Raw genomic sequence first — 21,844 nt, 5'->3', positions numbered from 1 at the left:
GCTGCGCTCGTCTCATCGGCACTTATTCAATATAGCTAACCACACCTGGATTGTCAACTCTTTCCCAGAAATTTTTTTCGGCTCTTTTTTCTGCCCCTTCAAATTCGCCACAGTAGGGCTTTCTAGGCAACAATGGTGTATGCACTGTGCTGAGTAAGGAGGGTAGAGCGTGAATTTTCAGTCGGTAATAGCTACACTGCATCAGTTTTGGAGCGAGTCTCTTTCAGAGAGACCTGGCGGTCAACGCGGTTGTTTGATTGCCCAGCCTTATGACATGGAGAAGGGCGCAGGGACGAAAAATCCTCACACTTTTTTAAGGGCTTTGGGGCCTGAACCTTGGGCGGTTGCTTATGTTGAACCCTGTCGTCGTCCTACGGATGGACGTTATGGTGAAAATCCTAATCGCTTCCAGCATTATTATCAGTACCAGGTTTTGATTAAGCCTTCACCAGATAACATTCAGGAAATTTATCTTGATTCCTTGAGGGCTTTGGGTATTCGTCCAGAAGACCATGATATTCGGTTTGTGGAAGATAACTGGGAAGATGCAACGGTGGGTGCTTGGGGTACTGGTTGGGAAGTTTGGTTAGATGGGATGGAAATTACTCAATTTACCTATTTCCAACAATGTGGGGGTATTGATTGCCGTCCGGTATCCATTGAGATTACTTATGGTTTAGAGCGATTGGCGATGTATCTCCAGGAAGTGGAGGCTATTACTAAAATTGATTGGACGGATAACATTACCTATGGTGATGTCCATCTCCAGGGTGAAATTGAGCAGTGTACTTATAACTTTGAAGCGTCGAATCCTGAGTTACTGCTGACTTTGTTTAATTTGTATGAGCAGGAAGCTACGCAGTTAACGGAGAAGGGTTTGGTTTTACCTAGCCTAGATTACGTAATGAAGTGTTCCCACACATTTAACTTACTAGATGCTAGAGGCGTGATTTCTGTAACGGAGAGAACTCGCTATATTGCTAGGATTCGGCATTTGGCTCGGAAGGTGGCTCATTTATATGTTGAGCAACGGGAGAAGTTGGGTTTCCCGTTGTTGAAAAATGCCTGAGTAGCATAGTAGAAACTGGTGCTTCATATTTGTTAAAACTTAATAAGATTTCTTAACCCTCATTCATGGAAAGAGGGTTATCTGTAATTTAGCTAACAAATATTGATGGTGCTGGAGTTATGGTGAATTGGAGTGAGGTGCTAGAACCCATCGCGGCTTGGTTTCGTTCTCTAGGAGTTCCTGAGCCGATTGTGCATTGGGGGCATCCTTTGATGATGGGGATTGTGATTTTTGTGGTGGGTAGTTTTGTGGGGGTGACTGGTTGGAGAGGAAAATTACTTGAGGAAAAAGATAAAGATGCTGCTTTGAAAAGTCGGATGGCGCATCGTCAATTAGCACCTTGGCTGTTTATCTTCCTGGCTGGTGGTTATACTGGCGGAGTTTTATCTTTAGTGATGCAGCATCAACCACTGTTTGAAAGTCCTCACTTTTGGACTGGTTCACTCGTACTATTACTTTTGTTAATTAATGGTGTGATTTCTTTGAGTGGTTTTGCTGGGAATAAAAAAGCTTTACGGGCTGCTCATGCTTATTTGGGTAGTGTGACACTCGGTGTTTTATTGCTCCATGCTGTCTTAGGATTCAACTTGGGTATCTCTTTATAGAGGAGTTACGGCAACTCTAAACAAATACGATTAAATCTTTAACTTTGTTGGAGTTAGATTTTATAAGGTAAAGCCCGCGATCGCGGGCTTTGTTTGTATTCACGGATTGCACTATGATGAAACCCCAATAGGGTTGAGTTAAGGTTTATTGGTGTAGTCAACAAGACGTGATTTATCGCGTCTCTACAAGAGGGTGTTGGGCTGATATGTTTCAGAGTGCTGGTGTGATTATCTGTATTGCCTATATTTTAGGACTGTTATTGACGGCTGTTCCTGGGGGTGGGGTGTGGGTTTTGCTGTTGGGAATCGTGGGTGCAGTGCTTTCTGGAAGCCGATATACCAAGGTAAGAAAACTTGCACAGTCATCTGAAGCGGGTAAGGGTAGGGTTCAGGTAACAGCTAACTTTTGGCAATTTATCCCTCATGCGCGAATCTGCTTAATAGCTGGTTTGATAGGGCTGTTAGCTAGTTTTTATTTGCAATGGCGAGTGCCGGCAGTAGGCGAAACAGATATTAGTCAATTTGTGCCACCAGCAAATAGCAATAGTCAAGAACAATTGGTGATTGTGCGTGGCGAAATAATGAGTAGTCCGCGTGTGACTCGGAGTCAACGAGGACAATTTTGGTTGGAAGCATCTCAGCTAGGTCAAATCAAAAACGAAAAAGATACGGAAGAAACTCAAAAAGGAGTCACGGGCAAGTTATATGTGACAGTGCCATTACTTCAGGCTACTGGGTTATATCCTGGAGAAACTATTGAAATCACTGGGATGTTGTACAAACCAAAAGGTGCATCTAATCCTGGTGGGTTTGACTTTCAGAAGTTTTTAAAGCAAGAGGGCGCGTTTGCTGGTTTGATGGGGCGGCAAATCAATATTGTAGATGAGAATCGTCAATGGGGATGGTGGCAAGTTCGGGAGCGAATTGTGCGATCGCAAGTTCGTGGTTTGGATGTTCCCGAAGGTTCTCTTGTCAGTGCAATGGTTTTAGGTAGCAAAGCTGTTGATTTACCCTACGACATCCGCGATATGTTTGTTAAAGCTGGTTTAGCCCATGCTTTGGCGGCTTCCGGTTTTCAAACTTCGCTGATTTTGAGTGTAATTTTGCAACTGACAAAGCGTGCAAGCAAAGCTATACAAGTTAGCCTTGGTTCACTAGCTTTAATTATTTTCCTGTTTTTAACAGGGTTTCAAGCTGCTGTTCTCAGGGCTGTAATTATGGGTTTTGCGGCTTTGCTGGGTTTGGCGTTAAATAGGAAGGTAAAACAGTTAGGTTCGCTGTTATTAGCTGCTACTTTATTATTGTTATTTAATCCTTTGTGGATTTGGGATTTAGGTTTTCAGTTGAGTTTTTTAGCGACGCTGGGGTTAGTGGTGAGTTCACCAGCAATTATTAATCAATTGGGTTGGCTACCACCTGCGATCGCTTCTTTGATTGCCGTTCCCTTAGCCGCTACAATTTGGACTTTACCGATAATTTTATATAATTTTAGTGTTGTTGCAGTTTATTCTTTACCACTAAATGTCCTGACTACTCCATTCATTTCTATAATTAGTATTGGTGGTATGGTCAGTGCTGTAATTAGTTTAATTTCATCAGAAACTGGCAGTGCTGTAGCTAGTGTTTTACATCTGCCTACATATTGCCTGATTAAATTAGTAGAATTCTGTAACCAACTGCCAAGCAGTTCAGTGGCTGTAGGTAGTTTATCTCTTTGGCAATTATTAACAGCTTATACACTAATTTTATTAGTCTGCTTTATAGGCTGGTGGCAGAAACGATGGGTATTTGCCACTTTAATGACGGTTGGTTTAGTCTTATTTCCGGCTTGGCATTCTACAAATACATTAACGAGGATAACTTTGCTAGAAGCTGGTGCCGAGCCTGTTATAGTTATTCAAGATCAAGGTAAAGTCACTTTAATTAATAGTGGTGATGAGGGTACTGGACGCTTCACAATTCTACCATTTTTACAACAACAAGGTATTAATCATATAGATTGGGGAATTGCTACTGACTTTCAAAGAAATAATAGTGATGCTTGGTTGGAAGTTTTACAAAATTTGCCGATTAAAAATTTCTATGCTTATGCCATAAACAAAGACAATCCTATTACTAATCAAGCAATTACACAAGTTTTACAAAAGGATAAGGGATTTTATCAAATGTTGCCTGTGGGACAACCTATCAATACAGGTTCTACAGTTGCACAATTAATTAATGAACAACCGATTTTACAATTGCAGGTTTTTGGACAAACTTGGTTATTAGTGGGGAATGTGAAAGCTAAAGAGGTAGAAAGAATTATGAAAACTGGTGGTTGGCCTAATCCCCAGGTATTATGGTGTAATTCTGAGTCTTTAAAAGATTTAGTTATCTCGCTTCAACCACAGGTGGCGATCGCTGGTTATGGTAATTTAGACTCTAATACCTTGGCGGAACTCAGCAAAACTTCAACCAAGTTATTTCTGACAGCGCAAGATGGGGCGGTACAATGGACACCCCAAGGTGAATTTGAGTCTTTTATTCAAGTCTCAGAAAATAAATCTTCTGCTATATAAGTTAGTGGTAGGACTTTCAGTTTTGATTTTGTGGGTGTAGTGTCTCACAGATAGTTGAGGACTAAAGTAGGGGCGGGTTTACAGATATCATCAATTATTAACAGGGATTTTGGTGAACCCGCCCCTACTACAAGCAATTAAAATGTTTATGACAGTTGCGTTAGTCCTGTTTGAGTTAGTAGTGTTTCAGCTAAGGCTACAGCACCCCATAATGGCGCATCATTGCCTAATGCTGCTGGTACAATTTCAAATATCACTTCTGGTAAAGCAGTTTCTCTGGCTGTCTTCTGTAGTACAGTCCACCAGTTATCACCTGCTTTGGTGACACTACCACCTAAAATAAAACGCTGTGGATTAATCAAATTAGCAACATTGCCAACTCCCACACCTAAAGCCCAAGCAGACTTTTGCAACACAGTTTGAGCTATGTTGTCTCCTTTGCTGGCTGCTTCACTAATTATCTGACCTGTTAATAATTTTAGATTATTGTCTACCAAGTTTCTCAGTATTTCTCCGCTTTGAGGTGCTTGGTTGGCTAAAATCTCTTTGGCGTTTTGCGCCATGTAAGGCCCAGATGCTAAACGTTCTACGCATCCCCGTTTACCACACAAGCATACAGGGCCAGTGGGATCGACAACTATATGTCCAATTTCACCCGCCATACCTGCTGCACCCCGCCAGGGTTTACCGTTGAGTATCCAACCACCACCTACACCAGTGCTAATGGTAATGTAAAACAGGCTATCATATCCCTGTCCTGCACCAAAACTGTATTCTCCCAAAGCTGCAACATTGGCATCGTTGTCTACATTGGTAGGTACGCCAAACTCTTTTTCTAGTAAGTCTTTGAGGGGGATGTTTTCCCAGCCTGGAACGTGATGAGATAATCTGACAGTGCCAGTAATAGCATCTACAGGGCCGCCAAAACTGACTCCTATGGCTGAGGGAGTGGTATCTTGCAGCAGGGAATGAATGAGCGATCGCATAATTTCTAAGTCTGTGTTAGCATCTCCATCAACTGGGGAAAGCTGACGTTGATAACCTAACCATTCTCTAGATCCAGGTTTAACTACTGCTGCGGCTAGTTTAGTTCCGCCAAAATCTAGGGCTAAGATAACTCCCATAAATTTATTTCTCAAAAAATTATCATAAAGCTTCGGCATTGATTTTAAATTAAATGGTTTTGTGCTTCAGCATCACAATTGAAAGGGAACTACCTATAGCTTCTCTGTTTATTGATAATTATTCTTAATAAAAGTCTAGCTTTTGACAATGAATATCATAGATTAATTTCGATGCAAAAGGCTGTAGGTCTTGAGATGGCTGGGATTTAGCAGTCGTATTCCATAAAATTTTAGTCTGCATATTAAAAAAAACTTGCATTAATGACAAACTTCAGTTACATTCAAAGATAGATGTCTCAAAAGTCCTCTGATTTGCACAAGTAAAAATAAGCTGGCAGAAGCTATAACCCATTTGTTCAGTTTCTCCGCTTTTCTCTAACCTGTAATTGAGACACTGAAAGCATGAACAAGAAATCATACTTTAAGTAAGAATTTGGCGGATGAAATATCTATTCATTGAGGATAGGATGTTTTTAAACATACCTTCATACCAGGAAATTAAGTTTTTTCTCAAAAAGTTGCGAATTTTTGCAACTTCTATCCACCAGACAAACTCACTGCACTGGAATGAAAAAAAAGTTACAACTGAGTTTGCTAATCACAGCATTTTTAATTAATAGCCAAGCACAATATCAAGAGTATTTTCTTGTTCAAAAGTTACTATCATTATCTTTACTGTTGTTGAAGGACAATAATGGTAATTTTTTCATACAGATAGTTGACACAATATCTCTTGCTATCCAAACTTTTAAGAACAAGCAATTAATTAGAAATACTGTATTGGCTACTATCTATAGTCAGAATTTCATCTAATTTATTTAGGTGTTACGGTTTCACAACTTCATTTTGGACTATGTGTTCTCCGATACTACCTCAAAAAATTTCTCCTCCTCTTCTAGAATTTTTCTTAATAGAGAAGAATTTTTTGGAAAAGAATGCTATAAAGTGCCTACCTGGGTTTAACCAGTAAATGCCAATTATGCGTTTTTACCTTTGTGAGATGAAAGAATTGTAACTTGGAATACAATTTGCATTTTTGAGAAATATTGTCTATAAAATCATTCAACTAACAGAAAAATGAGTAATTTTTTTTGTTCCGACTATACACGCCAAATAGGAGAAGAAGTTATTGGTAGCGCGACTGATTACCAAACTTATATTCTGGTGGAATGTCCTCTACCTTGGGTATCAAATGCTTTTAATTCTAAGTGGGTACCAAAAAATTTACAGATTTTGGTAGAGGAAGTAAATCAATCTAAACTACCAATTAGATTTCTGTTAATTGCTAATGATTTAACAAATAAAGTAGATTACACAACCCTATTGATTTATCAAAAACAAGAAGGGTTAAGTCGTGAATATAATAAATACGAGTTTAAGCTACCGCATATAGAACAGGTAGCAGGAGTTGTAAAAAAATGGTTGTGCCGAAAAATGCCTGGTTATGAATTAGAAACCAGTGTGACTAGAGATATTTTGGTATGTACCCACGGTAGTCATGACAAGTGTTGTGCTAGATACGGTAATCCTTTTTATTTTCATGCTGCTGCGAATATTGTGAGTTTAAATTTAGAAAATGTTCGCATTTGGAAATCTAGCCATTTTGGAGGGCATCGATTTGCACCTACAGCGATAGATTTACCAGAAGGCAGATATTACGGGCTACTGGATGAAGATTCATTCAGATCAATTTTGACACGGACTGGTGACATCAATTGTCTCAATCAAGTTTATCGAGGATGGGGAATTTTGCCATCTGCAATTCAAGTTTTAGAAAGAGATTTAATCCTTGATCATGGTTGGGATTGGTTTAAATACAAAGTTTCAGGAAAAATTCTCGAACAAAGCTTAGACAACAATACGATTTTAGGAGAATTAACTGTTGAAAAAAGCTCTGGTTCTCTGTGTACTTACCAAGCTAAAATCGTCAAAGATAACACAAAAACTGTAGAAGTTAAAGGTTCTTGTAGTGCTGAACGAACTTCAGTTTTTAAGAAGTATACTGTCGAGCATCTGTGGTTAGTTGCTGAGAAGGTTGTCAGCTGTAGCAGATAGCTAACACTAGCTGTTGTTTTATACAATGTGTCATCTACCGTAAGACATAAAATCAGCCAGGTCAGGAAACTTTGACTTTTAGAGATGAGTATGGTGCAGTTATTGAGCGATCGCCTGTGGTAGCGAGTTGTGTGCAAGTGAGGATAATTGTTTATCAAGCGATCGCTTCACATAAGTTAAATTACAGCTTCTTCGTATTCACAATCAAAAACCACCACAAAGTAAGCATCAGGGAAAAGTTGACGTAAACTTCGTAAATAAGTTTCTGCATAAGAGCGACTGCGGAAGCTAGCAACAGTTACACGTTGCATATCAGGAAGTAGACGCACAATCACCCAAGAGTAATTGAGGATTTCTCTATTAACAAGCTTCAGATTTTTGCAGATAGAATCTTGGTAATTTATATTTCTGGTCATGATATGGCCTTGATATTAATTGCCACAGGGCGATTTCGCCGAGAATAAATCGCACCTGAATTTTCCTATTTGTGGGATTTTGCTTATACACTGAAGATGTAATTCCAACCTCACACAAGCTCTATGAAGCCGCAGCAAGACTACACCAATTTGAACCGTTCCGACGAGAATGGCACATTTGTTACCCATCTACCATTTGTATCAACCTGTCCTGCTTGGGGGAGAACACCAGATCAAGCTCGTGGTGAACTTATCTACGTTTTTGATATGATTCAACCAGAGTATGAAGAACAAGAACGTTCTGTATCTGACTCCTTTGAACCATTCTTTCTAGAGGAAGAACGTCAACAGCTAAGGTAAGTAGTTTCATCTTCCATGTGTTTCAATGTAGAGAGTAGCTCATGATCAAATATCGCCTAATTTGTAACTTCAGATATATTCAATGTAGAATCAGGCGATAATTTTTATGTACATCAGGTTATATCTTGCACCATTCTCAATAAGCGTAAGGTGGGCATTGCCAACAACCTAAAACTAAGGGTTTGAACAACTTGCAAGCAAATGCCCACCCTACAAAAATTATCATCAAGGAAAAGGTGCAAGATGTGTGTCAGGTATTAAATGAGCGATCGCATCTACCTAAATCAGCTATCATCTTATACTTTTTCATAAGCCCTTGCCATGAATTGTATACTGAATTGATTCTTGGCAAGAGCTTATCTAAAAATACTGTAGATGCTATTACCCTGTAACAGAAAGTTAAATTTTGCATCCTATCCCAAAGATTTTTTTAGGCGTATTAACCAAACCAATGAGATGGCTCACAAGCTGCTACAACTGATTGGCAAAGGTGATGACTAATCCACTCTGACTTTTCTTGGAAGATAGAATAAATACCTTGATGAATCAACCGTTGTAAGTGTAGCTGTTGCTCTAATGGACTCCGAGGTAACTTGTGAATAAGTTGACTTTCTTGTTCACAGTTTTGTAGTGTTGGTTGCTCCTCTAATACTGGACTGTAAAAGCTTGGTATTCGGCTGAGGACAAAAGTAATTAGCTCTTGGCGCAAATCAGGAAGAGCAAAAGCTTGTTGATAAGGATGATATGGATATGTGTCTAAAACATTTTCAATCTCCCCAAGGACTGATTGCTGTGTTAAATTAACTACTGTTCTCATAAATTTTTAACTCCTTTTTTATTTACTGACCAATTGTCTAGAGAATCAACTCGATCAATGGCAACTTTTTCTTAGTAGCCACTGAGCAGTTACCTCAATTTATACGCTCCGACAGTAACCCAACTTTTTATGTAGGTAGAATACCACGTATCTGCTGCTAGAGATTTGCTGGTATTTGAGACTGATTGGCAGTGTAGAAGTTGAAATAATCCTCAATCGCCTCTGGAAAAACTGTTGCTTTACATTTATATTTTACTTTTTTCAAATTGAAGTCTTTTTGAGTAAAAACTACACAAAACTCATCATTTATCTTGAGGGATCAATGTAAAAATATATAAAAAAGATTAATGATAATTAAGCACCAAAGAAAGTAACACTACCATGATTGTTAAAATTGCTTATGAAAACTCAGATAAACATACCCGAAATAAAGCTGGAATTGGGCATTTATTGGTTGAGGAATATTTCAATTTTGTAAAAAAAATTAGTAAGCCACAAACAAGAGACTTACTAGATAGAATAACCAGTCTAAAGATAGATGTAATTATTTAGTCAGAACTTTGAAAAAGTTTATATCTGGTAAAAGTAGCTGGTCTAAATTATTGTTAATTTCTTGAGATGCAGCTAGTCCAGATAACATTGCCCCTTCTACCAGATTGCCGCCACACCAATCTCCACAGCAAACTAGAGGAAGGGAAGCTTGGGCAGATAACACAGTTTCTAGCCAAGGAAGGCGAGGGAAAGCATAACGCCAACGATGTACTTGTATCCACTCAGGGGCATTCAGCCAAGGCAGTGCTAAAATTTGGGCAGCATACTGCACCATCTGCTGTCCTAAAGGCTGTAAATCCGATGTTTCTAGATGGAGTTGCGCGAAATTAGCACTACTTTGCACCACAAATACAGGCTGTTGAGATAGATGACGCTTACTACTGTCTAAACCAATCCATCCCAAAACAGGATCATCGATAAAGCTGATAGCTTTCCAGTCTGGTAGGGGCTGTGATGTTGTGGGATAGCCACTCATCACACTAATACAGGGATAAAATTCCACAGACTTCAAATGTTCCAGAAACTCGCTACCCAAGACACCTACACCTAATGGTTGCAACAGCATCAAAGCTTGTGGTGCGGGAATCGCTATCACTAAAGCTTTTGCAGTCAGTTCCTCATTGCTGGCTTCTAGGGTAAGCCGCCAAGTGTGTTCAGGAGTGAGGTTAATAGCTGTCACTCGCTGATTCAGCAAAATATTTAAATTTTGGGCGAGAAATTTAGCGATCGCACTCATCCCCGCAGGTGCAACATAGCGAGGAGTGCGGTTTGGGGGTGCAGATAAACCTGTATCTGGAGTGAACTGATAAACTGTATCTGTCCAAACTTCTAAAATTTTGTTTTCAGACAACAAATTCACAAATCTGGTGAGTAATTCACCTTGCGGTTTCAGATAACAAGCACCATGATCTGCTGAAGTTTCATACAAGCGTCGTGTCGCCACTCGTCCACCTAAACCACGGGACTTTTCCACAATTAACACCGAATATCCCGCTTGAGTTAACTGCTGGGCGCAGACTAAACCTGCCATACCAGCACCAATCACCACAACATCATTCATAAGTCAATAGTTATTAGTTATTAGTCATTAGTCATTAGTCATTAGTCATTAGTCATTGGTAAAAGTTCTTCTCCTCCGCTCCCTCATCTCCCACCCTCCGGGTGAATCCTACGGATACGCTGCGCGAGCGCGTAGCGTCTCTGTTCGCGGAGCGTCCCGTAGGGAAAGAGAAGCAAGCTACATCTCCCTCATCCCCCTCATCCCCCTCATCTCCCTCATCTTCCCCTGACTCCCCAATCCCCTAGTAGAATAGGGTACAGAAAATCTGTATCGAAGGGAGGAAGGGAAATTGGATGAGCTAAGAACGGCCTTAGAGCTAGCAACAGACGATGAATTGCAAGACTTAACAGCAATTTTGTTTAGTCGTAAGTTTAATCCCCTAGATTATATTCACACACCTGAACCTATCGAAATCCAAAGTCAAAATCGCCAAGCTTGGCTCGATTCATTAGAAAATCGTTTTCGGTTTTTAGCGGCAGATGGGGTGACAGTCTTACGGGGACGCACAGAACAAGTAACATACCGTCAAGCACTCATTCAAGTCTGTAAGTATTTAAAAATTCCTTATTCTCAAGATTTAGCAACCGTTGATTTAGAAGCAGAAGTATTTTTGTATCTGCTGGGACAAGTTTGGAAAAAACTACCAAAACAGGAACAGCAAAAATTGACTGTTCAGTTACAAAATCAACTTGTGAACTCAGACATTAAACAACCTTTACCGCCTTTATTGCAGCGTGATCCCTTGGGCTTACTATTAAAGGGTGGTAGCGCACTGGCGTTTACTTCTGTGGTTCAACCCTTTGTGCTGCAACAAATTGCCCGTCAATTTGCTATCCACTTTGCTACTTATCAACTAGCTACACAAGCTGTTGTTCAAGGTTCTCAAGCTGCAACAGCACAATTTCAAAGCTATGTAGCATTGCAAATGGCGCGCCGAGGTATGAGTTTAAATGCTGCTCGATACACAGCAGTGCGGAGTGTGTTTGCTTTTGTGGGGCCGATGATGTGGGCTTGGTTTTTTGCGGATTTAGGGTGGAGAATGATCACCACTAATTACGGTCGGATCATTCCTACGGTGTTTACTTTGGCACAAATTCGTCTCACTCGTACTGAATGTTGGGAGTTAGCTTGAAGACAGGTTTTTACCATTCCAACCCTAATTTACAATTGCCTTGGAATTGCCTGCAAATCGGTCTACTCATATTTCCCTTAAGTCCGCTTTTGGGAGCCGTTAGCCTGGGATTTGCAACACTATTCACTTGGTTGCGTCAATTTCGCACAATTATCCACCGTCCCATTAACTGGGGATTTGCGCTGTTTAGTGTTTTATTATTGATATCCGCTAGCTTTGCTCTAGATAAAGTAGCCGCTTTCGTTGGATTATTTAATTTATTGCCGTTTTTCTTATTTTTTGCTGGTTTAAGCGGCTTAATCCAAACTACTGCTCAATTGAGGCAAATAGCTTGGATATTTGTCATTGGTGCTGTGCCTGTTGTAATTATAGGCTTTGGGCAGTGTTGGTTGGGCTGGTCATGGCAGTTACAGGTTTTGTTGTTAGATGTAGCGATCGCACCCGGAGGAAATCCCCCAGGACGGATGTCTGCCATTTTCATGCACGCCAACATCTTTGCTGCTTACTTAGCAATAGTCTTTACCCTAGGATTAGGTTTATTGCTAGAACGGCGACTGGGGACTCTTGACTGGGGACTGGGTATCAGGAAGAATCGTCAATTTTTATGCCCTACTCCCTACTCTCTACTGCCCATCATTTTAATTGCTGACTTTGCCGCGTTGATTTTAACTAACTCCAGGAATGGATGGGCGATCGCAATTCTGACTTGTTTAGCATTCGCAGTTTATCTAGGTTGGCGTTTGCTAGTCGGTGGAGTTACTGCCGTAGTTGCTAGTGTACTTTTAGCCGCTTTTGCACCCTCACCAATTGCTCAAGTCTTCCGTCGTATTGTTCCGGCGTTCTTTTGGGCTAGGCTCAACGATCAATTATATCCCGATAGACCAGTGGCTTTAATGCGAAAAACCCAATGGGAGTTTGCTTGGTATTTAACTCAACAACGTCCTTGGACTGGATGGGGTTTACGTAATTTTCCCGCCCTTTATAAAGCGCAGATGAATATTGATTTGGGTCATCCTCATAACTTGTTTTTAATGCTATCTGCCGAAACCGGATTACCCAGTGCTGTGTTATTTTTCGGGTTACTAGGTTGGATATTTTTTGCCGGTATCCAACTGTTACAACCATCAAAATATCTCGTTCCAAAGGATAAATTAATCATTTTCAGTTACCTTGTGGTTTTTGTGGCATGGTTGCTATTTAATACAGTTGATATCACTTTATTTGACTTTAGACTGAATACCATCTCTTGGTTACTGATGGCAGCTATTTGTGGCACTGCCTATCACTACAATCTAGATAAAAAATTGATAAACAATGATGATTAGCCTGGTAGTAGATTCCACTAATCACTAACTTGATAGCCCATTGATAACCAATATTGAAATTTCAGTGGTTATACTGCGGTTATTTAGATATCTTAGGAAATAAAATGATGTTTATATTCCATTTTGTGGCTTTGAATTTGGCTAACATGAGTTAGCCATTTTTGTTGATTGTTGGGAAGTTGTAGAAATCTTTTTAGGTTTACTGCATAACGGTCATCTTAACAAAGATGACTTTTTTTGGATTTTTGCCTTGGATAATTCTATCTATTCCTATGAAGCTATCATCTCTCAAGTTTGCTTATGTGCTAACTTCATTAAGTCTAATTAGTGTGAGTTTTTCTCTACCTCAACCTGCCCAAGCTGCTATTAGTTGTGAACCAGGTACTATTAATCGTTATAGCAATGGTTCTTTAGCCAGTTGTACTCTCAGACAAGATACAACATTACAAGTTGCTAGTGCTTCAGGAACATCTAATTTTCCCTGTAAAGCTCAAGGCAATATCTGGTTTGATGAAAAAGGACAATTTCAACAGTGCCAATTATCTGAAGATATTCAAATTAGAACAGGCAATTCAATAGAACAATGTCCGATGGATTTCTGGGTGAAACTTTCTATATTAAGTAATGGCAATATCTCTATTACTTGCCATAAATATCTCTATTAAAAATTTAATTATTCTAGGTTATGTTAGGCGTATATTTCGACATCATTATTTACCAAAAGTGATGAAATCGCCTAAACTATCAGAATATGTAGCGGTGCTTACTTGCGTATGAGTAATAGTGTATTAATATGGGGATACCTAAACTTTTTGTCAAAACACTACTATTAGAATCTGTGAAACTACTCTCTAACCCTGAAGTTCAACTCAAGATTAGAGATTTTATTCAAGAAACATCAGGAAACGTCAATCGGGATAATTTAACGCAAGCCATTGAAAAAGCTTGTAGTAGTTGTACGAGAAATAATTTCCATGATCAAGCCAGAGTGTCTGCTTTTTTGACTGCTTTATATATGCAAAATGATATCAGACGTGCTGCTCAAGTAGGGGGCAGTTTACGGAAAAGATTTGGGGTGACATGGTTTCCTCATATTAAAGAAAGAGAATTACGCTACGCCATAGATGTAGACAAAGAATTAGAGGATTTTTTTTACCAAGAATTAACTAAAAAATCAAGGTGATGTCATATAGGGACAAGCTACTCAGTAAAATAGGTGTGTCGGTTATGGATTCAAAACACCTAAGTAGCCAATCTGTATGCTCACAACAGCTGACTTTCTTCAATATACTCAATGGTCGGGTATTGCCACTCTGGTATTTGCTGCCTTGGCAATTCTCGCTTTTCTGTTTAAATGGGGTATCCGCTTTCGGCTAGTAGGTACGACTGGCTTTATGTTGGTGCTGACTGCTGGTTTATTTGCACTGTCACTGGTGCCTTTAAGTCGGACTGTTATTCCTGGTGCAGTCAGGTACACCTTAGTTTATGATAACGGTTCAAATCAGGCGGTTATTGCCACATCACCGCAGATTACACCTTCTCAGGTAGAAGCTACACTACTTCAAGCTGCAAGTAATCTTTATTCTTTCGGTCGGTCTGGTAGACAAGGAGATGATAAATTAACGATTCGGGCGCGGACTATCATCCACCCAGAACCAGGGCTTTCTATACCAGTTTACCTGGGGGAAGTGAAGCGATCGCTCGCTAGTCGTGAGGATAATAGTATGGCAATCGAAATATATCCCGACAAATTTGCTCAATTGCCAAAAGCTGACGCTTAATCCATCTTTTTTCCTAGGCTTATCCGCAAATCGGATAAGTCTAATAGGTTGTTTGAGAAGTATTTTTATTAACTTCAAAGTTTCTCAAACCTCACCCCCTATCCCCCCTTTTATCCCTCTCCTAATACCTTCTTAAAATTACCACCATCAATAGGTAGATATTAATATCTGTCTCTTGGCTGTGTAAATATTTTCATTCCTATTTAATTAATTATAGAAAGTAGCAACTACATAACTTTACTAGCTGTTATTAAATAACAGAGGATAAACTCATGAAACCAATAAATTTTAAAAGTTTTTCCTTCATTAGCTCTACTTTAGTAGTCCTCTTAGGTGGAATTGTCGGGTTAAATATTCTCACATTAGCAGCAGAGCGTCTTATTACTAAAAGTTCTACATTAATCGATGGTACTGTGACAATTCGTACTGATTTAAGGAATAAACTAAAAAGTGATTATTTTATTGGAGGCCCTTATGACTTAAACTGCCTATCTAATTATGAACAGGCAAGTCTGAGGATAGTCTGTGACGTAAGTAAATATGTTCAAGATGGCTCGGAATATCCTGGTTTTCCATAGCTAGAAAAATCATTGACTTTGCATTAATGCGGGATGAATTGATATTTTTGGAAACCGCAGCATAATAAAATAATATATGACCACAGAAGCAATGTGATTTTATGATGTCGAAAAAAACAAACTAATGCTATTTTATATCAGGTGACATTGAGTAACTTAAATAAGTTTTTAATTGAAAGTTATCACTATATTTTATCTTCTTTAAGTTTCTATTGCCGTCCCAAAAGACTGGTATTTAAATAAATCTTTTGTAACTCTCTAGAGCGAGTCTTAAATCATCCTCATGTCTTCAGTCCGCAGAGTCTCAAGAACTGCCAATGAGGTTTGAAGTCGTAACTGTATCCGGTGTTGGTCGCATAATATAGAAAGTATAGCCATAAAAATCGCTGAATTTCTCGAAAAGTGCTATTTCCTCTTCGATTTCATGAATAACGGCTTGAGTAACTGGGGTAATTTCTATCTGCTTGATTTTTTCGCGCAGTGGTTCATAGTAATTAATCCACCAAGCACTACTAGGTAATCTGTGAGTGGAAAGCACGCTCAAACCTGCTGTTGTCGCCCGTCGAATATTTTCCTGCTCACTACCGATCATCGGATAGGCTGTCTGCCAATATGCGATCGCCGGCTCAGGTACTTGATCACTAAACCAACTCATCTCTGATACAACGGCGATACCATCATTTGCCAGCAGGGAACGCCAGAGTTTCAGAGCATATTCAAATCCTAGGTTATATGCAGCACCCTCCGACCATAGCAGGTCAACGGAAGCATCTGGCCAATCAAGTTTACCCATGTCCGCATGAATTGGGGTGATCAGATGCTCAAGTCCAGCCTGTTGGGCGCGGACTGTGAGTTCCTCGATAAAAATCGCGGCGGTATCCACCGCTATGACCTTGCTTTGATAGTATTGAGCCAGCAGCAATGCACCTGCACCACTACCGCATCCCAGATCCACAATGCGCGGCTTTGCTGGTAAAGTCGGAAGATTATTCAGTATGTGGCGGGAGAAGTCTGCATCACCTGGCCCTTGGCGGTTAAGTCCACGGTGTAAATTGATGAGAGCGGCAATATATTCGGTTTGATTGTCCATACTGAGTTTTTCATCAACGCTAACTGCAAAAACATTTGAAAATGATTTTTTTGTATTTAGATATACAATATTTGTTAATTTTGGATTAAGATGTGATCTACAGAAATTTAACAGTGTCATGTACGGGTAACACCAGCTAACACGGTCTCATATCTGTGAAACACGCTAATATTTACTTTCATAGCGCATTCTGATAGTGGTATCGTTAAAAAACCATAGAGTTATTCAAAACTTTGATAGTTCGGAATTTCTGGGGCATGGGCAATACCCGCGCATGACTCCAACAGTCAAGACAAAACTGGTGAGTAAGCGATCGCTATTCCCCATGTCTATAAATTTAATTTTATGAAGAAACATTAAGGTTTTGGCAAACTAGAGTATATGTCTAATCCAATATCTACTCAAACATTGTCTACTCAAACTTCTACTAACATACTCACACTCACAATCGCCCCGGCAAAAGTGATGCGAGGGTCTAATATATTGGACACCGCCGCCGCAGAAATTGCTAAATTGGGCAGTCGTCCCTTGATTGTGGCAGGTAATAACACGCTGGCTATCAGTCAGCAGATTTTACAACCTGTTTTAGAAAATCAGAATCTACACGTGGCTGAAGCTGCTTATGGTGCAGATTGTTCGGAAGTTGGCTTAAAATCTCTGAGAAAAGCAGCCAAAGAACATAAAGCTGATTTAATTATCGGTGTTGGTGGTGGTAAAGCCTTAGATACAGCTAAATTAGTAGCCCATCAATTACAGATACCAGTCGCTACTATCCCCACCTCAGCAGCTACCTGTGCGGCTTGGACGGCGTTATCGAATGTTTATTCTGAGGAAGGCGCATTTCTCTATGATGTGGCGTTGTCTCGCTGTCCTGATTTACTCATTCTTGACTATGATTTAATTCAAACAGCACCACCACATACATTAGTCGCGGGTATTGGGGATGCGATCGCTAAATGGTACGAAGCATCAGTTAGTAGCGGTCATTCAGAACAAACTTTAATTATTGCCGCAGTTCAACAAGCGCGAGTTTTACGCGATATCTTATTTCAAAAGTCAGCCACAGCCCTACAACAGCCAGGGAGTGAAATGTGGCGAGAAGTTGTTGATGCTACTGTCTTACTCGCTGGGGTAATTGGTGGCTTGGGTGGGGCGCAATGTCGCACCGTCGCCGCCCATGCAGTCCATAACGGTTTAACTCACATTGCCGGACACAGCAGCATCCACGGCGAAAAAGTCGCTTTCGGGATTTTAGTCCAACTGCGTCTAGAAGAAATGGTACAAGGCAACCAATTAGCAGCCGCAGCTAGACAACAACTCTTAAAGTTTTACGCAGAGATTGGACTGCCGCAAAAATTAGCAGATTTGGGTTTGGGCAATATTACCCTCGGTGAACTGCAAACAGCCGCCGAAGTCGCGTTAGCACCTGAATCTGACATTCATCGACTACCATTTAAAGTTGCGTTGGAACAGTTAATGGCGGCGATGGTTTCTACCACTGCACCAACAGATAGTAGAGACTTGGTTAATCGTGTTTCCACCAGGGGAATAACTGACGAGGTTGAGGAATGAGTTTGGATTGGATTACCCCAGCAGATCGGATACAGCAACTACCACCTTATGTATTTGCCCGTCTCGATGAACTAAAAGCTAAGGCTAGAGAGCAAGGCATTGATTTAATTGATTTAGGGATGGGAAACCCTGATGGTGCAACACCACAGCCAGTGGTAGAAGCAGCCATGAAGGCTTTGCAAGACCCCAGCAATCATGGTTATCCCCCGTTTGAAGGAACTGCCAGTTTCCGCCGTGCGATTACGACTTGGTACAAGCGTCGCTATGATGTAGTGTTAGACCCTGATAGTGAAGCTTTGCCCCTATTAGGTTCTAAAGAAGGATTAAGTCATTTAGCGATCGCCTATATTAACCCTGGCGATGTGGTATTAGTTCCTTCCCCCGCCTATCCTGCCCATTTTCGCGGGCCAGTAATTGCTGGTGGTAAAATCCACAGCTTGATTTTGAAACCGGAAAATGATTGGTTAATTGATTTAACCGCCATTCCTGAAGAAGTCGCCAGACAAGCTAAAATACTCTATTTCAACTATCCCAGCAACCCCACCGCCGCCACTGCACCCCGCGAGTTTTTTGAGGAAATCGTCGCATTTGCTAAAAAATATGAAATTCTTCTAGTGCATGACTTATGTTATGCCGAACTAGCTTTTGATGGTTATCAACCCACTAGCTTACTCGAAATTCCTGGGGCAAAAGATATTGGTGTAGAGTTCCACACTTTATCTAAAACCTATAATATGGCTGGTTGGCGCATTGGGTTTGTTGTCGGTAATCGTCATATTATCCAAGGCTTGCGGACATTAAAAACCAACTTGGATTATGGAATTTTCGCCGCCTTGCAAACTGCCGCCGAGACAGCCTTACAACTGCCTGATATTTACCTGCACGAAGTCCAGCAACGCTACCGCACCCGTCGTGATTTCTTAATTGAAGGGTTTGGACAGTTGGGTTGGGATATTCCTAAAACCAAAGCTACGATGTATTTGTGGGTGAAATGTCCTGTAGGTATGGGTTCAACGGATTTTGCATTGAACTTGTTGCAACAGACAGGCGTTGTTGTCACCCCTGGTAACGCTTTCGGGGTAGCCGGTGAGGGATATGTGCGTATTAGCTTGATTGCAGATTGCGATCGCTTGGGTGAAGCCTTAAATCGCATTAAACAAGCTGGTATTCGTTATCGCCCGGAAGCCCTGGTATGAGCTTCACAATAGGATATTGTTAACCGAATTAACTCATGCAAACCCCCACTGCTAACACCTCTGACTTAATTGCTGCTGGCTTTCATGCCCTTTCCGATGCCATTAGGATGAATGTATTGGAATTGCTACGCCAGCGAGAATTGTGTGTCTGTGACTTGTGCGAAGCTTTGGGGGTGAGTCAATCAAAATTGTCTTTTCACCTCAAGACTCTCAAAGAAGCTGGCTTAGTTAACTCCCGTCAACAAGGACGTTGGATTTATTACAGCCTGAATTTACCTCAATTCGCCGTATTAGAAGCATATTTAGCAGATTACCGCCATTTGGGGCAAACCCTCCCTGCACGCCCCTGTGATAATATTTCCTGATATATCAACTTTTTTTGATGAATATTTGTGTATATAGCCTGACTTGGCTTGACATATCAATTTTTTTTGAAATGATATAAATATACAATTTATATCACCCGTCCAGGTGAGGTCAATGAACGCAGTAGCAAAGAAATTGGCTCTCGCATTTGGGATATTAGCTGTAGCAAGTAGTTGTACAGCCACATCCAACTCATCAACTCAAACTCAACAACCAGCAAAAGTTACGGAAGTAGCTAATTCTGAGAAGGTGGCAAAAGTGACAGTTGATGGTTCGAGTACGGTGTATCCCATTACCCAGGCGATCGCCAAAGAGTTCCAAGCCAACGCTAAAAATAATGTGCAAATACAGGTGAATTTTTCCGGTACAGGTGGCGGATTTGAGAAATTCTGTGCCGGGAAAACAGATATAAATAATGCCTCTCGACCAATTTCTCAGGCAGAGATGGCAGCCTGTAATAAAAACGGTGTCAGGTATATAGAATTACCCATTGCCTTTGATGCTTTAACTGTTGTCGTCCATCCTCAGAATGATTGGGCGAAAGACATCACAATTGCGGAACTGAAAAAGATTTGGCAACCTGCGGCTGAAGGAAAAATCACCCGTTGGAATCAAGTCCGCCCAACTTGGCCAGATCGCCCATTGAATTTATATGGTGCTGGTAAACAGTCAGGAACATTTGACTATTTCACAGAAGCCGTCACCGGAAAAGCCAAAGCCAGCCGCAATGACTATACAGCCAGTGAAGACGATGAAATTTTGGCAGATGGAATTAGTAAAGATCCAAATGCTTTAGGCTATTTTGGCTACGCCTACTATGAAGAGCATAAAAATAAGCTAAAAGTGCTAGCAGTAGATAGTGGTAAAGGTGCAATTTTGCCATCTAGAGAAACTGTAGAAAAATCCAAATATCAACCACTTTCTCGACCTTTATTTATCTACGTTAATCCTTGGTCAGCCCAACATAAAAGCTCAGTTTACCAATTTGTAGATTTTTACATTAAGCAAGCACCAAAGACTGCTAGCAGTGTCGGTTATGTACCTTTACCACAGGAAGCTTATCAAATTGATTATGTGCATTTAAACCAAGGCAAAGCCGGCACAGTATTTGGTGGTAAAGCGCAGTTAGACCTAACACTGAGTGAATTGTTACGCAAACAAAAGCAGTTTTAGTTTCAGAAATTTATTTATCTAAGCTCATGACAATTCGTGTTGGTATTAATGGATTTGGTAGAATTGGACGGCTAGCATTACGAGCCGCCTGGGGCTGGCCAGAACTAGAATTCGTCCATATTAACGAAATCAAAGGTGGTGCAGTCGCAGCCGCCCACTTGCTCAAATTTGATTCTGTACATGGACGTTGGACACCAGAAGTAGAAGCAGAAGGTGAACGGGTAGTAATTGATGGTACACCCCTCAGCTTTAGTGAGTATGGCAAACCGGGGGATGTAGCTTGGGAAGAATTCGGTGTTGATTTAGTGCTGGAATGTTCCGGCAAGTTTCGCACACCTGAAACCCTTGAGCCTTATTTTAAGCGGGGAGTACAGAAAGTAATTGTAGCTGCTCCAGTGAAGGAACAAGCCTTAAATATTGTCATGGGGGTTAACGACTATCTCTATGAACCCGAAAAACATCACCTTTTAACTGCGGCTTCTTGTACCACGAACTGTTTAGCACCAGTAGTGAAAGTCATTCACGAAGGTTTAGGTATTAAACATGGGATAGTGACCACCATCCATGACAATACCAATACTCAAACACTTGTCGATGCACCTCACAAAGATTTGCGCCGCGCCAGGGCGACAAGTTTATCTCTCATTCCTACTACAACTGGATCAGCAACAGCCATTGGGTTAATTTATCCCGAACTCAACGGTAAACTCAACGGTATTGCAGTCCGAGTGCCACTACTAAACGCTTCCTTAACAGACTGCGTGTTTGAGGTTGTACGACCAACCACAGTAGAAGAAATTAACAACCTGTTAAAAGCTGCTGCTGAAGGAGAACTTCAAGGCATCCTGGGTTATGAGGAACGTCCTTTGGTGTCTATTGATTACAAAGATGATCCTCGTTCATCGATTATTGATGCCCTTTCCACAATGGTTGTTGACGAGACACAAGTAAAAATTCTGGCTTGGTATGACAACGAATGGGGTTATGCCAACCGCATGGTTGAACTCGCCCG

The 21,844-nt window shown here is 40.7% G+C and carries 22 protein-coding genes; 17 read left to right on the top strand and 5 right to left on the bottom strand.

Features of this window, described 5'->3' with window-relative positions; translation table 11 throughout:
• Positions 1-169: 169 nt before the first annotated feature.
• The 3 genes from glyQ to AACS98_RS03160 all read left to right on the top strand — a co-directional run bounded on the left by glyQ (position 170) and on the right by AACS98_RS03160 (position 4,235).
• Entirely contained in the window at positions 170-1,069 is a 900-nt protein-coding gene (gene glyQ / locus AACS98_RS03170; protein ID WP_066376247.1) for a glycine--tRNA ligase subunit alpha, read from the top strand.
• Between the two features lie 119 nt (positions 1,070-1,188).
• On the top strand, positions 1,189-1,674 hold the full coding sequence (locus AACS98_RS03165) for a DUF4079 domain-containing protein (RefSeq protein WP_066376244.1): 486 nt from the start codon (positions 1,189-1,191) through the stop codon (positions 1,672-1,674).
• Positions 1,675-1,880: 206 nt separating this feature from the next.
• On the top strand, positions 1,881-4,235 hold the full coding sequence (locus AACS98_RS03160) for a ComEC/Rec2 family competence protein (RefSeq protein WP_066376242.1): 2,355 nt from the start codon (positions 1,881-1,883) through the stop codon (positions 4,233-4,235).
• A gap of 146 nt (positions 4,236-4,381) precedes the next feature.
• Here AACS98_RS03160 and AACS98_RS03155 read toward each other — a convergent pair whose 3' ends face one another.
• The gene (locus tag AACS98_RS03155) at positions 4,382-5,359 is read right to left on the bottom strand and encodes an ROK family protein (protein ID WP_066376240.1); all 978 of its coding nucleotides are present in this window, start codon (positions 5,357-5,359) and stop codon (positions 4,382-4,384) included.
• Positions 5,360-6,436: 1,077 nt separating this feature from the next.
• On the opposite strand from AACS98_RS03155, the gene AACS98_RS03150 reads away from it, so the two are divergent.
• Positions 6,437-7,414 carry a sucrase ferredoxin gene (locus tag AACS98_RS03150; protein WP_066376236.1) on the top strand — a complete coding sequence of 326 codons (978 nt, stop codon included), beginning with the start codon at positions 6,437-6,439 and terminating at the stop codon, positions 7,412-7,414.
• Between the two features lie 176 nt (positions 7,415-7,590).
• On the opposite strand, the gene AACS98_RS03145 is transcribed toward AACS98_RS03150, so the two are convergent.
• Positions 7,591-7,830, bottom strand: coding sequence for an SPOR domain-containing protein (locus tag AACS98_RS03145; RefSeq protein ID WP_066376230.1), 240 nt, complete (start codon positions 7,828-7,830; stop codon positions 7,591-7,593).
• 123 nt (positions 7,831-7,953) lie between these two features.
• Between AACS98_RS03145 and AACS98_RS03140 the strand changes: the two genes are divergently transcribed.
• On the top strand, positions 7,954-8,190 hold the full coding sequence (locus AACS98_RS03140; protein ID WP_066376226.1) for a hypothetical protein: 237 nt from the start codon (positions 7,954-7,956) through the stop codon (positions 8,188-8,190).
• A 439-nt stretch (positions 8,191-8,629) separates the two neighbouring features.
• Here AACS98_RS03140 and AACS98_RS03135 read toward each other — a convergent pair whose 3' ends face one another.
• A complete protein-coding gene (locus AACS98_RS03135) occupies positions 8,630-9,007 on the bottom strand; it encodes a hypothetical protein (RefSeq protein WP_066376224.1) in 378 nt (125 codons plus the stop codon).
• A gap of 381 nt (positions 9,008-9,388) precedes the next feature.
• Here AACS98_RS03135 and AACS98_RS03130 point away from each other — a divergent pair, with 381 nt between their 5' ends.
• Positions 9,389-9,559: a hypothetical protein gene (locus AACS98_RS03130; protein WP_157087486.1), complete on the top strand. Its 171-nt coding sequence runs from the start codon at positions 9,389-9,391 to the stop codon at positions 9,557-9,559.
• Here AACS98_RS03130 and AACS98_RS03125 read toward each other — a convergent pair.
• The gene (locus AACS98_RS03125) at positions 9,552-10,619 is read right to left on the bottom strand and encodes an NAD(P)/FAD-dependent oxidoreductase (RefSeq protein WP_066376222.1); all 1,068 of its coding nucleotides are present in this window, start codon (positions 10,617-10,619) and stop codon (positions 9,552-9,554) included. The genes AACS98_RS03130 and AACS98_RS03125 overlap by 8 nt on opposite strands.
• A 289-nt stretch (positions 10,620-10,908) precedes the next feature.
• Between AACS98_RS03125 and AACS98_RS03120 the strand changes: the two genes are divergently transcribed.
• The 6 genes from AACS98_RS03120 (at position 10,909) to AACS98_RS03095 (ending at position 15,435) form a co-directional block, all read left to right on the top strand.
• A complete protein-coding gene (locus AACS98_RS03120) occupies positions 10,909-11,751 on the top strand; it encodes a YaaW family protein (RefSeq protein ID WP_066376220.1) in 843 nt (280 codons plus the stop codon).
• Positions 11,733-13,076 carry an O-antigen ligase family protein gene (locus tag AACS98_RS03115; RefSeq protein ID WP_066376217.1) on the top strand — a complete coding sequence of 448 codons (1,344 nt, stop codon included), beginning with the start codon at positions 11,733-11,735 and terminating at the stop codon, positions 13,074-13,076. The genes AACS98_RS03120 and AACS98_RS03115 overlap by 19 nt, the downstream gene beginning before the upstream one ends.
• 272 nt (positions 13,077-13,348) lie before the next feature.
• On the top strand, positions 13,349-13,741 hold the full coding sequence (locus AACS98_RS03110; protein WP_066376251.1) for a hypothetical protein: 393 nt from the start codon (positions 13,349-13,351) through the stop codon (positions 13,739-13,741).
• Positions 13,742-13,869: 128 nt separating this feature from the next.
• The gene (locus AACS98_RS03105) at positions 13,870-14,259 is read left to right on the top strand and encodes a hypothetical protein (RefSeq protein ID WP_066376215.1); all 390 of its coding nucleotides are present in this window, start codon (positions 13,870-13,872) and stop codon (positions 14,257-14,259) included.
• Positions 14,260-14,335: 76 nt separating this feature from the next.
• Positions 14,336-14,857 (top strand): Ycf51 family protein, encoded by a 522-nt coding sequence (locus AACS98_RS03100; RefSeq protein ID WP_066376212.1) that lies wholly within the window; start codon positions 14,336-14,338, stop codon positions 14,855-14,857.
• Positions 14,858-15,129: 272 nt separating this feature from the next.
• Positions 15,130-15,435: a hypothetical protein gene (locus tag AACS98_RS03095; protein WP_066376210.1), complete on the top strand. Its 306-nt coding sequence runs from the start codon at positions 15,130-15,132 to the stop codon at positions 15,433-15,435.
• Between the two features lie 304 nt (positions 15,436-15,739).
• Here AACS98_RS03095 and AACS98_RS03090 read toward each other — a convergent pair whose 3' ends face one another.
• Positions 15,740-16,525, bottom strand: coding sequence for an SAM-dependent methyltransferase (locus AACS98_RS03090; RefSeq protein ID WP_066376206.1), 786 nt, complete (start codon positions 16,523-16,525; stop codon positions 15,740-15,742).
• Between the two features lie 381 nt (positions 16,526-16,906).
• Here AACS98_RS03090 and AACS98_RS03085 point away from each other — a divergent pair, with 381 nt between their 5' ends.
• The 5 genes from AACS98_RS03085 to AACS98_RS03065 all read left to right on the top strand — a co-directional run.
• Positions 16,907-18,097: an iron-containing alcohol dehydrogenase family protein gene (locus tag AACS98_RS03085; protein WP_066376204.1), complete on the top strand. Its 1,191-nt coding sequence runs from the start codon at positions 16,907-16,909 to the stop codon at positions 18,095-18,097.
• Complete coding sequence (locus AACS98_RS03080; protein ID WP_066376202.1) at positions 18,094-19,293, top strand: aspartate aminotransferase; 1,200 nt, start codon at positions 18,094-18,096, stop codon at positions 19,291-19,293. The genes AACS98_RS03085 and AACS98_RS03080 overlap by 4 nt, the downstream gene beginning before the upstream one ends.
• A gap of 35 nt (positions 19,294-19,328) precedes the next feature.
• Entirely contained in the window at positions 19,329-19,658 is a 330-nt protein-coding gene (locus AACS98_RS03075) for an ArsR/SmtB family transcription factor (RefSeq protein WP_066376200.1), read from the top strand.
• 115 nt (positions 19,659-19,773) lie between these two features.
• Positions 19,774-20,832, top strand: a complete 1,059-nt coding sequence (locus tag AACS98_RS03070) for a PstS family phosphate ABC transporter substrate-binding protein (protein WP_066376199.1) — start codon at positions 19,774-19,776, stop codon at positions 20,830-20,832.
• 26 nt (positions 20,833-20,858) lie between these two features.
• Positions 20,859-21,844: ArsJ-associated glyceraldehyde-3-phosphate dehydrogenase (locus AACS98_RS03065; RefSeq protein WP_066376249.1), on the top strand; the 986-nt coding region annotated here is incomplete at its 3' end.

Origin of the sequence: Anabaena sp. CA = ATCC 33047, from assembly GCF_963870205.1 — a bacterium.
GTDB lineage: Bacteria > Cyanobacteriota > Cyanobacteriia > Cyanobacteriales > Nostocaceae > Trichormus.
The sequence above is the reverse complement of the archived record's forward strand: the minus strand, read 5'-3'. Positions and strand labels throughout refer to the sequence as shown.